This window comes from Pseudomonas sp. FW305-96 (assembly GCF_058783825.1).
Genome location: NZ_JBYSYW010000033.1, coordinates 41,988 through 54,830, shown reverse-complemented (window position 1 = coordinate 54,830; position 12,843 = coordinate 41,988). Strand labels below are relative to the sequence as shown.

The window sequence follows — 12,843 nt, the reverse complement described above, 5'->3', positions numbered from 1 at the left end:
AGAGTGCCGTGTACCCGGTGATGAAGACGGCCAGCAAGGCCAACGGTGTGATATTCGCCCTGGCGTTGGCGGCGATGTTCGTCTACTCGCTGCCGCCAGTGCTGAGCTTCGCCCGCGCCCAGACCGACAGCTGGAACCTGTTCGTCGACGGCAAGCTGTTGCGCAAGTTCGAGCAGGTCTACGACAAGCGCTTCTTCCTGCGCGAACCCTCGGTTCAACTGTGGGCCGACGCACGCTTCCAGCTGTTCGGCGAGGGCACCCAGGGCGTGGTGCTGGGCAAGGACGGTTGGCTCTACACCAGCCAGGAGTACCGCGTGCCCAACGACCTGGACGCCAACCTGGCGAGCCAGCTGAAACAGATCGCCCAGGTCGAGCAACAACTGGCCGAGCACGGCAAGCACCTGGTGCTGCTGCCCTTGCCGATGAAGCTGGATATCTATGCCAGCCATGCCGGGCGCGCCTTCGACCCACGGGTGGCCAGCCTCTACGACCGCTTCGTCGCCGACCTGCAACTGCGCCGCCTGGATGTGGTGCCGCTGCGTGACGCCTACCTGCGCAACCTGACCGGCCCGCGCCTGTTCCTCAAGTCCGACACTCACTGGAGCCCGGACGGCGCGCGGCTGTCGGCCTATGAACTGGCACGCCAGCGCCCGCGCCTGCTCGGTGACCAGGTGTATGTCTCGCACAAGGCCGGCGACAAGACGGTCAAGGGCGACCTGATGAACTACCTGCAGTTCGACCATGCCCGCCTGGCGCCACAGTTCGGCGGCAATCCGATCGAACTGTACGAAACCCTCAAGGCCGCACAGGGCAGTGACGAGCTGTTCGCCGAACAGGCGCAGAGCCTGCTGCTGGTGGGCACCAGCTACAGCAAGATCGACGATTGGAACTTCGTCGGTTTCCTCAAGGAAGCGCTCAACCGTGACCTGTTGTCTGTCGCCGTAGAGGCCCGAGGGCCGTTCGAGGCGATGAACCAGTTCCTCGCCAGCGACCAGTTGCACAACCCGCAGATCGACACCGTGATCTGGGAGTTTCCCCTGCGCACCCTGCTTGCCCATCGCCCCGGCGCGCTTGCCCGCGACGCCCAGCCCGCGCATTTCTGACGTCCCAAGGAGAACCTGATGAAGCTTTCGCCCCTGTTCACCGCCCTGGCCCTGACCACCGCCAGCCACACCGCTCTGGCCGCCGACGGCAATGCCGACCTGTACGACGCCGTGGCCCCGGCCGACTCGGCCTTCGTGCGCGTGCTCAACCTGTCCGACAACAGCATCGACGTGGCCCTCAGCGGCAAGCTCAATGCGCAGAAGGTCGCCCCGGGGCAGCTCAGCGGCTACCGTTTCGTGCCGGCCGGGGTACACCGGATCGGCATCGGCGCCACGGCCATCGAGCCGACCCTGGCGGCCAACGCCGCCAGCACCGTGGTGTACGACGGCAAGCAACTGCAGCTCATTGCCGACCAGTATGTGAACGAGCCGAAGAAGGCCCAGGTGGCCTTCTACAACCTGACCCCGGCCCAGGCCACGCTGCGCACCGCCGACGGCAAGCACGAGGTGGTCAAGGCCCTGAGCAAGGGCCAGACTGGCGCGCGCATGGTCAACGAAATCAAGATCGACTTCGCCGCCTATGTCGGCGGTCAGGAAGTGGCCAGCTTCGACGAGTTGTTTCTCAAGAAAGGCCGCTCCTACAGCTACGTGCTGCTGCCTGGCAATCGCAGCCTGAGCCTGGCCAACAGCATCGACCCGACCGAGTGACACACCGCCGCAAGGATGACTGGCCCATGAACACCTTCCTCCCCCTTGGCCTGGCGGCCACCCTGGCGCTGACGGCCCTGCCCGGCCAGGCCGCCGAGCCCGCCCGGCCCGGCTGCGAGAACCTGCAGTGCATGGTCTGCCCGGCCCTGGCCGAACCGCAGCACTATGCCGAAGGGCGCATGAAGCTGATGCGTCAGATCGTCCCCGGCAAGGAGCGCTGGCTGTTCCGCTCGATGGTCGATCTGACCAACGACTTCGGCATTCCCGCGCCCATGCGCCCGGAGTTCGCCCGGCTGATGGACGCATTCCACCGCCAGGGTATCCAGGTGGCCATGGCGGTCCAGCCGACCCGCGGCCTGATGCACCGCGACAAGCTCTACACCGACCAGTTGCATGGCTTCGACTTCGAACGCGCCAGCCGCAACCTCAACACCTACCTGGGGCAACTGCGCCAAGGCGGCGCGCTGGTGGCGCCGATGATGCAGCTGGTGCGCCAGCCGCCTCAGGGCGAATACTTCTTCCGCCGCGACCACCACTGGACGCCGGCCGGCGCCGAGGCCACGGCCAGGTTGATGGCCGAAGAGATCCGCCGCCAGCCGTTCTACAGTGGCTTGAGCAAGAAACGCTACAGCACCGAGCCCGGCGTGATGGTACCCAAGGACGGCACGCTGAACCTGGCCCTGAGCTACATCTGCGGCAACAACTACGGGTTCCAGTACGTACGCGGCTACCAGACCGTGCCTGTGGCCGATAGCAGCGATGCCCTGTTCGACGAAGCGCCCGACCCTGAGGTGATCCTGGTCGGCGACAGCAATGCCGCGGCTCGTGAGGACGAGAGCAAGCAGTTCAACTTCGACGGCTACCTGAAACAGTACCTGCAGACGGATGTGCTCAACTATGCACTGCCCGGCGTGGGCGAGGACGGCTCGCTCCTGGAATATCTGCTGTCCGCCGACTACAAGCCCGAGGCGCCGCCCAAGTTGATCGTCTGGGAACTGCCGGCCAACTACCGGCTGGACTCGCCCTTGATGTATCGCCAGTTGGTGCCCGCGATACACGGTGGCTGCAAGACGTCCAAAGAGCTACTGGGCACGAAACTGCAGCGTCCGGCACTGCAGGTCGGCGAGCGCATCGAACTGCTGAGCAATGCCGGAAGTGCCCGGCAGGCGGTGTCCAAGGGCTTTCTCGACATCCGCCTGAGCGACAGGAACGTCAAGGACTTCTACATCATCGTCTATTACGACAACGGTGCCCGCGACAAGGTGTGGTTCCGTCGCGAGGCGGCGGTCGGTGGCGGCCAGTACTACCTGGAGCTGAGCCGGGCGCCCGAGTTCGCCGGCGCCAACCTGCTCTCGGTATTCCTCGAGCCGACCAAGGCCGGCACGGCCGCCACTGATGTGGAGACGCGCCTGTGCCTGTGAAATCGCTGACAGGGGTGCCCCTGCTGCTTGCAACCGCCCTGCTGCCCCTCCCCAGCCATGCTGCGCAAACCATCTGGCCCGCCCGCGCCACCGCGCAGTCGGCCCTGATCGCCGACTACCAGAGCCTGACCTGCAGCAAGCAACCGCCACCACCCTATACCGGCAGCCTGCACCTGCAGAGCAAGTACGACCAACGCGACGCCAGCAAGTCGACCTTGCGCGCCGCGCCCGACGCCGACAGCGAGCGCATTGCCCGGCAGGTCAAACAGTTCATCGCAGGCGTGATCCAGGCCGGCAAGCGCTTCCAGAAGGCGAAGAAGCCCCAGGAGGCCAACATGGCCCTGGCCTGCCAGGAGCAGTGGCTGGAGCATTGGGCGCAAGCCGGTGCCCTACTCGATCCGGATGCCAGCAACACCGGCATGGCGGCGCGCAAGTGGGCGCTGGCGGCCATGGCCGGCGCGGTGCTGCTGACCCAGGCGGCGGCCGACGGCAAGGTCCGCCTCACTCCCGTGCAGCACCGTTGGTTCAGCCAGCTTGGCGAACAGGTGATGCGCGAGTACAACCCGCGCCGCCAGTCCACCACCGTGTACTTCAACAACCACGACTACTGGGCCGCCTGGGCGGTGGCCGCCGCCGGCATGCTGGTGGGCCGCGACGATTTCATCCGCTGGGCCGACGGCAACCTGCGCCGGGGCCTGGCCCAGGCCGTGCGCAGGGGCGACCAGGCCTACCTGCCGCTGGAGGTGGCGCGCAGCAGGCTGGCTGCCAACTACAGCCAGTACGCCCTGGTGCCGCTGGTGCTGCTGAGCGAATCGGCGCGCGCCAATGGCCTGCCCTGGAGCGACGACGACCAGCGCATCCTCGACCAACTGGCCAGTTTCGCCGCAAGCAGCGTGCTCGCCCCGGACACCCTGCCCGAACTCAAGGGCCAGCGCCAGGCCGAAGTCGCGCCGTACAAGCTGGCCTGGCTGATCCCGTTCCTCGCCCGCCGGCCCGGGCACGCCCTCGCCCGCCAGCTGTACGACAGCGAGGACGGTGAGGTGGACAACTACAGCCAGATCGGTGGCCTGCTCAAACCGGCCTACCCCACCCTGCCTTGATCAAGGACGTTTCCATGGCACCGTTCAGCCGTTTTTCCCTCTCCTGCCTGGCCGCCCTGCTGCTGGCGACGACCGCCCAGGCCGCGCCGGTAATGGACACCCTGCCCCAGGCGCAGCACCAGCAACAGCTGGACCAACTGCGCCGCCAGGTCCGCCAGGCCGTAAGCTTCGAACAGGCCCGTCGAGCGCCTCCCGCAGGCCGCGCCAGCGTGAGCCTGCAACCGATGTTCTCGTCCCAGGCCGGCAGCTGGCCGTTCGAGCCATTCGTCAACAATGGCCTGTTCCGCGCCATCGCCGGCTACCAGGCGCACCACCCGCAGGCCGTGGTACTGCGCGGTGGCAGCATCACCCTGGCGCAACTGCACGACGCGCTGCGCGATCCGCGGGTGCTCAGGCCCTACAAGGATGGCTACCTGCTCAGCTACCCGCTGATGATCGGCGCCGATGCCGGGCTGCTGCTCGAGGGCGCCCATCTCTACCTGTACAGTTTTTCCGGCACCGCGCTGATCAACCAGGGCTGGTTGGGGCTGGAGCGTTCGACACTGGAGAGCGTGACCGGCGACAAACCGGGCAACACCGATCGCGCCTGGCGCCCCTTCGTGGTGGCCTGGGCCGGCAGCCACACCCAGGTGATCGGCTCGACGCTCCGGCGCCTGGGCTACAACGCCAACCTGTCCCGGGGCCTGAGCACCGCGCTGAGTACCCAGCAACCCGCCGGTACGCGCCCCGCCACGCTGCTGATCGAAAGCAGTCAGTTCAGCGAATTGTCCAGCGCGGTGGAGCTGCAACACAGCCAGGCGACCATCGCCGGCAGCCGCTTCGAAGGCTCGCAGCAATACGCCATCGACGCCCGCGACAGCCAGTTGCACCTGCATGACAATCAGGTGCGGGGCATCGACAACAACAGCGGCGTGCGCTTGCGCGGCCAGACCCGGGCGCTGGTCGAGGGCAACCTGATCCTTGGCGCCGCCAAGGCCGCCATCGAAATCAGCGACCAGCGCGGCGCCGTGTGGCTGGCGGGCAACCGTATCGGCGACAGCCGGGGCAACGGCATCCAGCTGCGCAACCTGGCGCCCACGCCCGAGGCGCCGCTGCTGATCGACGACAACCTGCTGGCCAGCAGCCAGGGCAGCGCGGTGGACGCCAGCGAGGTGGCGGCCCTGGCCCTGGTCGGCAATCGCATCGGCAACACACCGGAGTACGCCGTCAGCCTGCGCAATGCCACGCCCCTGCCGGGCCCGCTGCTGCTCAGTGGCAATCGCCTGGGACAGGTGGGCAAGGCGGTGGTGCGGGTCGAGGGACTGCGGGAGGTCGAGTTGGGGAACAATACCTTCGACGGCAAGGCGCTGCTGCAGAACCTGCTGGCCGGTGACCTGCTGGCGCTGCAGGGACAAGTGCTGGAGGCGACGCTGGTCCAGGGGCGGATGGTGCGGCTGCGTCAGTAGTAGCTCAGGCGACCGGGCGCTGCATCCGCACGAAACACTCGTCCATGCCCACTTCAACGAAGCCCCGGCGCTGGTACAGGCGCCGCGCCGGGTTGCTGGCGAACACCATCAGCCGCAGCCATGGCAGCCGGCGTTGCGCCGCCCAGGCGGCCAGTTCCTCCAGCACCCAGCCGCCCACGCCGCGGCCTCGATATTCGGGCAACAGGTGCAACTCGCGAATGAACAACGCCTGGCGATCCTGACTGAGGCTGCAGAACCCCAGTACCTGATCGTCCTCGACCACCAACCACTGTTCGCGCCAGCCCCAGGCCTCGTCGAAGGCTTCCTCGATCCACAGCAGGTCGAACTCGCGGTAGTACGGCAGCATGGCGCGGCGGGTAAGGTCGCGGGCAAACGTCAGGTAGTCATCGCTGGCGGGAATCAGTTCAAGGGGCATAGCACACCGGTGAACTGGCCGGGCTACGGCGCTCCAGCTCATCCTCCAGCCACCGGGCCAGGACCTGGGCATTGTTGTGCTCGGTATCCTTGCCAGCGTAGAGCAAGGTCAAATTGCCTTTACCGGCCAGGTCCAGCAACGGATACCAGTGCTCGGGGTGGGCGGCCAGTTCCTGCTGATAGCGCTGGACAAAGGCTGCAAAGTCCAATTCACCGGCGTGAAATGCCTTGCGCAGTGCATCGGAGGGCGCGACTTCGCGCAACCACTGCCCATGCAGGTCTTCCTTGCGCTTATTGCGGGGCCACAGGCGATCGACCAGCACGCGCTGGCCATCCTGCACCTCGACGCTTTCATAGACGCGTTTGCAGCGGATCATCAGGTACTCCTGCGACATCGTTCCCCTACCAGCCTAGGGCCTTCATTGATCGAGGTCACGGCCCGGTAACGAATTGTTTCTATGCTGTATACCTTCGGCACCACCGCCCGACGCCAACCGGAGCCCTCATGGCAACCCCGTCACTGGCCAGCCAGCCCGACCTGAGCCTGCGCCCCCCAGGCCCACTCCTTGCCCACAAACCCGGACGCGCAACCCTCACCTTGTTCTTCGGCCTGCTGCTGGCGGGCCTGGCCTACACCTTCTGGAGCCTCAAGCAGGATGTCAGCGCCAGCGGCACCGTCGTCACCACCGTCACCCCTTTCCTGTTGCTGGGCCTGGCCCTGCTGATCGCCCTGGGCTTCGAGTTCGTCAATGGCTTCCACGACACCGCCAACGCCGTCGCCACGGTGATCTACACCCATTCACTGCCAGCTTCGGTGGCGGTGGTGTGGTCGGGCTTGTGCAATTTCCTCGGGGTGCTGCTGTCCAGCGGCGCGGTGGCCTTCGGCATCATCGCCCTGCTGCCGGTGGAGCTGATCCTGCAGGTCGGCTCGACGGCCGGTTTCGCCATGGTCTTCGCCCTGCTGCTGGCGGCGATCATCTGGAACCTCGGCACCTGGTGGCTGGGGCTGCCGGCCTCGTCCTCGCATACCCTGATCGGCTCGATCATCGGCGTGGGGGTGGCCAACGCGCTGATGCACGGGCGCGATGGCACCAGCGGCGTTGACTGGGCCCAGGCCAGCAAGGTTGGCTACGCCCTGCTGCTCTCGCCCTTGATCGGCTTTGCCTGCGCCGCCTTGTTGTTGCTCGCCCTGCGCGCGCTGGTCAAGCGCCGCGAGCTGTACCAGGCACCAGAAGGCCAGACGCCGCCGCCCTGGTGGATCCGCGGCGTGCTGATCCTCACCTGTACCGGCGTGTCCTTCGCCCACGGCTCCAACGACGGGCAGAAAGGCATGGGCCTGATCATACTGATCCTGGTCGGCACCCTGCCGATGGCCTATGCCCTGAACAAGACCATGCCCAACGAGCAGGCCCTGCAGTTCTCGGCCGTCGCCGAGGTCACCCGCCAGGCGCTGGTACGGGCCGCGCCCGCGCCCGCCCCGGCCGATCCGCGCCAGGTGCTGACCGCGTTCGTCGCCACCCCGAAGGCCAGCCCCGAGCTGCTGCCGGCGCTGGCCGCGCTGACTGGCATGATCGGCGAGGAGGTCAAGGGCTATGGCTCGCTCAAGCGCGTGCCGGCCGAGGCCATGGCCAACGTGCGCAACGACATGTACCTGGCCAGCGAAGCCATCCGCCAGATCGACAAGCACCAGCTGGCCCGCTACGACGCTGATACCGCCCGCCACGTGCAGCTGTTCAAGCGCCAGCTGGACGACGCCACCCGCTATATCCCGCTGTGGGTCAAGGTGGCGGTGGCCATCGCCCTGGGCCTGGGCACCATGGTCGGCTGGCGGCGCATCGTGGTGACGGTGGGCGAGAAGATCGGCAAGGCCCACCTGAGCTATGCCCAGGGCGCTTCGGCCGAGGTGGTGGCGATGTGCACCATCGGCGCGGCGGATATGTTCGGCCTGCCGGTATCGACCACCCACGTACTGAGTTCGGGGGTGGCCGGGACCATGGTGGCCAACGGCTCGGGGATTCAACGCAAGACGCTGGTCAACCTGCTGATGGCCTGGGTGCTGACGTTGCCGGCGGCGATGCTGCTGGCGGGGTGCTTGTACTGGTTGCTGAACCAGATCCTCTGAGGAGGTGCGACGGGGGCTGCCGCGCAGCCCTCCGACGAGGTCATGCCGGAATCTTCAGGCCACGCTGCACGGCCGGGCGCTCGAGGAACCGCGCCAGCACCCGCTGCACTTCCTTGAACGTGTCGAATTCCACCAGCTCCCGCGCGTTGTAGCGCTCCACCAGGTTACGCACCCAGGGGAAGATGGCGATATCGGCGATGCTGTATGCATCGACCATCCACTCCCGCCCTTGCAGGTGGCGGTCGAGCACCGCCAGCAAGCGCTTGGACTCATTGACGTAGCGGTCTCGCGGACGCTTGTCCTCGTACTCCTTGCCCGCGAAGAAATGGAAGAACCCCACCTGGCCGAACATCGGCCCGATGCCGCCCATCTGGAACATCAGCCACTGCAGGGTCTGGTAGCGCTGGGCCGGGTCCTGGCTCAGCAACTGGCCGCTCTTCTCGGCCAGGTACTGCAGGATCGCCCCCGACTCGAACAATGGCAACGGTTGGCCCCCCGGCCCATTGGGGTCGAGGATCGCCGGGATCTTGTTGTTGGCGCTCAGGGAGATGAACGCGGGGCTCAACTGGTCCTCGGTTTCGAAGCTGACCTTGTGCACCTCGTAGGGCAGGCCGATTTCCTCGAGCATGATCGAGACCTTGACCCCGTTGGGCGTGGCCAGCGAGTACAGTTGCAGGCGCTCGGGGTGTCGCGCCGGCCATTTACCGGTGATGGGGAATGCGGAAAGTTCGGTCATGGGGGTGCCTTCGCGTTGGAAGCGTTCAATCTAGATGATCTTCGGCCATCCTGACCATCACCCAGTCGCGGTGCCGCTCGTCGCCGCAAGGGAAGATCGCCTCGCCCACCTTGCGAAAGCCGTTGCGCTGATAGAAACCGATCGCCCGGGCGTTCAGCTCATTGACTGTCAGGCGCGCCTGGCCATCGACCTGGGCCAGGGTGGTGGCGAGCAACAATTGCGCGGCGCCGGTGCCATGGGCGCAGGGTAGTACATAGCAGCGGGAGATTTCCGCCAGTTGATCGGCCTCGGCAATACCCAGCTTGCCGGGCGCCAGGTCGAGCATGCTGTAGCCCAGCACCTGGCCATCCCGCTCGACCACCAGCAACCGCTTGTGCGGGTGCTCCAGGTGCGCCTGGAAATGTTCGGGCTGGAGATGGTGGGCGATGTAGTGTTGCTGGGCGCTGACCGCGCTATCGGGCGGGCTGGCCAGGGCGAAGGTCGCCTGGCCGACAAGGCTCAGGGCCACGCAGTCTTCGTCACGGGCGGGGCGAATCTGGTAGGGCATGGCAACATCCTGTCGGGCAGCCGGGTCACGTTCGACAATGCCAGCCCCACCCCATGGGTGCAAGTTCAGGCGTCGCCATGGGCCTGGCGCTTGAGCTTCTCGGTGTCGACCCGCACAAATACCGAATCGGCGGTGACCGTCAGTACATCCCCGGCCCAGACCTCGCAGATCACCCGGGTCTTGCGCCCCAGCTCACCCTCGACCCGGGCCTTGAGCAGCAGTTCGACGCCCATGGGCGTGGGCTTGAGGTAGGTCAGGCCAAGCTGGCCGGTGACGCAGTCGATACGTGGCAAGGTGCCAGGTTCGCGGCCTTCGGCACGGTAGTGACAGGCCATGGCGGTCCAGTTGGAGTGGCAGTCGACCAGCATGGCCAGCAGGCCACCGTAGACCAGGCCGGGCCAGCCGGTGAAAGTCGGGTCGGGGGTATGCCGGCACGACAGGTGGATGCCGTCGGCGTCCCAGTGGCTCTGCACATGCAGGCCGCTGGGGTGGGAACAGCCGCAGCCGTAGCAGATGCCTTCGGGGGCGGCGAGTTGTTGCAGGGACAGGGCGTGCTCGGTCATACGCGTCCTTGGCTTGTTGGTGTTGGATAAGGAGGCTGGCTGCCGATGGTAGCGCCCTGCGCGGCCTGCGCCAATCCACGAGGCCTGGCCGCAGACAATACCTGCCTGACGGCAACCGCTCTGAACCGCGATTCAGCAAGATTCAGCCCACCCATCCAGACGATTGACTCTCTGCCCGTTCGGTGGTCAGATGCGCGCCAGTTTCAGGTGCCCTGCGCCGCCGCGCGCAAGGTGAAACGGGAAGCCGGTGAGTCGATACCACGACAAGTCCGGCGCTGCCCCCGCAACGGTAAGCGAGCGAACCCTTCGACAGACCACTGTGCACACGCATGGGAAGGTGAAGGTTACATGCCCCTCGCAAGCCCGGAGACCGGCCTGAGGCTTCACTTGGCAACCCGCGGTGGGCGGGCGCAGGCCGGTATTCGCGTGCGCGCCTGCGCGCGCTTCGCCGTTGCGTGTTTTCCACCGGGATCCATTCTTTCCTGCAGCAGTGGAACGACATGTCCCGTATCAACAAGCTTCACACCCTGGCGGCCTGCCTGGCCGTGTCCCTGCCGGCGCTGGCCGACGAGCAGCCCAGCCCTGCGCTCACCCTGCCCTCCACGGCGATCACCGACAGCCGCGACCCGCAGACCGTCGACCTGGCCACCCCCACCCAGGCCGGTTCACGCCTGAACCTCAGTGCCCTGGAAACCCCGGCGAGCACCAGCAGCATCACCGCCGCGCAGATCATGCAACGCAACAACACCACGGTGCAGGATGCCGTGACCCGCTCGCCGGGCATCACCTTCATCGGTACCCCTGGCGATGGCGGCACCGGCTTGTCGGCGCGCGGTTTCACGGGCCAGAGTTCGGTGATGACCCTGTTCGACGGGTCGCGCCTGTACGCCGGTGCCGGCACCCTCACCTACCCGGTCGATCCCTGGATGGTCGAGCGTATCGATGTGATCCGTGGGCCTGCCTCGGTGCTGTATGGCGAAGGCGCCACCGGGGCAACGGTCAACGTGATTCCGAAAAAGCCCTTCAGCGGTGATATCCGCAACCACCTGCGCCTGGGCTATGGCTCCTGGGACCGCCAGCAACTGGGGCTGGACAGCGGCGGCAGCCTGAGCGAGCGCCTGAGCTACCGCGCCACCCTGAACCAGCAGGCGGGCAACGGCTGGGTCGACCGCACCGATTCGCGCAGCCTGGCGTTTTCCGGCGCGCTGCGCTTCGATGCCAGTGACGACCTGAGTTTCACCTTGTCCCACGAACGCGGCGACGCGCAACCTGCCAACTACTACGGCACGCCGCTGATCGACGGCCATCTGCGCAGCAGCGTGCGCAACAAGAACTACAACGTCAGCAATGACGAACAGCGCTACCACGATGAATGGACGCGACTGACCAGCGACTGGAACATCAGCGACAGCATCAGCGCCAGCAACCAGCTGTACTACATCAAGAGCCGTCGCCACTGGCGCAATGCCGAGGAATACGCCTGGGATGCCGGTGTGATCCAGCGCGGCAGTTTCCTGGAGATCAAGCACAACCAGGAGCAGATCGGCGACCGCCAGAGCTTCACCTTCGATCACTCGCTGTTCGGCCTGGCCAGCAAGACCGTGGTGGGCGCCGAGTACAACAAGATCCGCTTCAACATTGACAGCAACTCGCCCTACGAAGATGGCTACACCGACCCGCTCGACCCTTGGCGGCCGGCACCCGGCGGGTTCCACAGTGCCGATCCGACGCGCCCGCAGACGCTGTCGAAAACCAGCACCTTCTCGCTGTTCGCCGAAAACCGCACGCAACTGACCGAGCGCCTGTCGCTGGTCACCGGCATACGCCGCGACCAGAACCACATCGACCGCAACGACCTGGTGAAGGACACTCGCGAAGACCAGAGCCTGCGTGGCGGCAACTGGCGCGCCGGCCTGGTGTACGCGCTGACTGACGATCTGTCGGTGTACGGCCAGTACTCCACCAGCGAGGATGGTGTCGGTGACCTGCTGACCCTGCGCCCGGAGCAACGCCTTGAACTGACCGAAGCCAAGCAGACCGAATTCGGCCTCAAGCAACGGTTCTGGGACGGACGCGGCGAATGGACGTTGGCGGCCTACCACATCGTCAAGAAGAAGCTGCCGGTGTACGACGTGGTCTCCAAGCGCAGCCAGCAGGCAGGCCAACAGACCTCCGATGGCCTGGAGGCAAGCCTGGAGCTGGCACTGGGCAATCAATGGCAACTGTCGGGTAACGCTGCCCTGGTGCGCGCCAAGTACGATGACTTCACTCAGCTCAGCCGAGGCGTTTCCTACGACCGGTCTGGCAACCACCCGCAGGACGTCCCACGTCGTACCGCCAACCTGTGGCTGAGCAAAGGCTTCGGGCAAAGCGTCGACACCGGTATTGGCCTGCGCTACGTAGACGCCCGCTATACCAGCGCCGCCAATGACCAACGCGTGCCGGGCTACACCGTGGTCGATGCTAACATCGGCTGGCAGGTGCTGCCCGACGTGCGCCTGGGCCTGCAGGTGAACAATCTGTTCGATCGCGAGTACGCCCAGTCGAGCTACAGCGGCGAACAGTGGCTGCTGGGCGCGCCGCGCTCGTATTTCGCCACGGTGGACTACAGCTTCTAGATCGGCCAGGTAACAGCGTGAGAGCGGGCTTGCCCCGCTCCCACAAGAGCCCAGGTCTGACGGCCATCGCGTCGTGCTTGAACATCATCGCGCCAACTGCTCGAC

12 protein-coding genes and 1 riboswitch are annotated in these 12,843 nt (G+C 66.2%); of the genes, 7 read left to right on the top strand and 5 right to left on the bottom strand.

Going from position 1 to position 12,843, the window contains the following annotated elements; genetic code table 11:
- Positions 1–8: 8 nt before the first annotated feature.
- From AC3WL2_RS21100 to AC3WL2_RS21080, 5 genes are read left to right on the top strand one after another with little or no spacing between them, the layout of a single operon-like run.
- The gene (locus tag AC3WL2_RS21100) at positions 9–1,103 is read left to right on the top strand and encodes an alginate O-acetyltransferase (RefSeq protein WP_173862448.1); all 1,095 of its coding nucleotides are present in this window, start codon (positions 9–11) and stop codon (positions 1,101–1,103) included.
- An 18-nt stretch (positions 1,104–1,121) separates the two neighbouring features.
- Positions 1,122–1,751 carry an alginate O-acetyltransferase AlgF gene (locus AC3WL2_RS21095; RefSeq protein ID WP_102684123.1) on the top strand — a complete coding sequence of 210 codons (630 nt, stop codon included), beginning with the start codon at positions 1,122–1,124 and terminating at the stop codon, positions 1,749–1,751.
- 26 nt (positions 1,752–1,777) lie between these two features.
- Positions 1,778–3,172, top strand: coding sequence for an alginate O-acetyltransferase AlgX-related protein (locus AC3WL2_RS21090; RefSeq protein WP_102684122.1), 1,395 nt, complete (start codon positions 1,778–1,780; stop codon positions 3,170–3,172).
- On the top strand, positions 3,163–4,272 hold the full coding sequence (locus AC3WL2_RS21085; protein ID WP_102684121.1) for a polysaccharide lyase: 1,110 nt from the start codon (positions 3,163–3,165) through the stop codon (positions 4,270–4,272). The genes AC3WL2_RS21090 and AC3WL2_RS21085 overlap by 10 nt, the downstream gene beginning before the upstream one ends.
- Positions 4,273–4,286: 14 nt before the next feature.
- Positions 4,287–5,717: a right-handed parallel beta-helix repeat-containing protein gene (locus AC3WL2_RS21080; RefSeq protein WP_102684120.1), complete on the top strand. Its 1,431-nt coding sequence runs from the start codon at positions 4,287–4,289 to the stop codon at positions 5,715–5,717.
- A gap of 4 nt (positions 5,718–5,721) precedes the next feature.
- Here AC3WL2_RS21080 and AC3WL2_RS21075 read toward each other — a convergent pair whose 3' ends face one another.
- Entirely contained in the window at positions 5,722–6,153 is a 432-nt protein-coding gene (locus AC3WL2_RS21075) for a GNAT family N-acetyltransferase (protein ID WP_102684119.1), read from the bottom strand.
- Entirely contained in the window at positions 6,143–6,529 is a 387-nt protein-coding gene (locus AC3WL2_RS21070) for a DUF488 domain-containing protein (protein WP_102684132.1), read from the bottom strand. The genes AC3WL2_RS21075 and AC3WL2_RS21070 overlap by 11 nt, the downstream gene beginning before the upstream one ends.
- Positions 6,530–6,657: 128 nt before the next feature.
- On the opposite strand from AC3WL2_RS21070, the gene AC3WL2_RS21065 reads away from it, so the two are divergent.
- Positions 6,658–8,274, top strand: coding sequence for an inorganic phosphate transporter (locus AC3WL2_RS21065; protein ID WP_102684118.1), 1,617 nt, complete (start codon positions 6,658–6,660; stop codon positions 8,272–8,274).
- 40 nt (positions 8,275–8,314) lie between these two features.
- On the opposite strand, the gene AC3WL2_RS21060 is transcribed toward AC3WL2_RS21065, so the two are convergent.
- The 3 genes from AC3WL2_RS21060 to AC3WL2_RS21050 all read right to left on the bottom strand — a co-directional run bounded on the left by AC3WL2_RS21060 (position 8,315) and on the right by AC3WL2_RS21050 (position 10,120).
- Positions 8,315–9,010, bottom strand: a complete 696-nt coding sequence (locus AC3WL2_RS21060; RefSeq protein ID WP_102684117.1) for a glutathione S-transferase N-terminal domain-containing protein — start codon at positions 9,008–9,010, stop codon at positions 8,315–8,317.
- Between the two features lie 25 nt (positions 9,011–9,035).
- Positions 9,036–9,557, bottom strand: coding sequence for a GNAT family N-acetyltransferase (locus AC3WL2_RS21055; protein ID WP_046855088.1), 522 nt, complete (start codon positions 9,555–9,557; stop codon positions 9,036–9,038).
- Positions 9,558–9,622: 65 nt separating this feature from the next.
- A complete protein-coding gene (locus AC3WL2_RS21050) occupies positions 9,623–10,120 on the bottom strand; it encodes a PaaI family thioesterase (protein WP_102684116.1) in 498 nt (165 codons plus the stop codon).
- Between the two features lie 188 nt (positions 10,121–10,308).
- Positions 10,309–10,513: riboswitch (cobalamin riboswitch) on the top strand.
- A gap of 107 nt (positions 10,514–10,620) precedes the next feature.
- On the opposite strand from AC3WL2_RS21050, the gene AC3WL2_RS21045 reads away from it, so the two are divergent.
- The gene (locus tag AC3WL2_RS21045) at positions 10,621–12,738 is read left to right on the top strand and encodes a TonB-dependent receptor (protein WP_102684115.1); all 2,118 of its coding nucleotides are present in this window, start codon (positions 10,621–10,623) and stop codon (positions 12,736–12,738) included.
- The last annotated feature ends 105 nt before the right edge of the window (positions 12,739–12,843 follow it).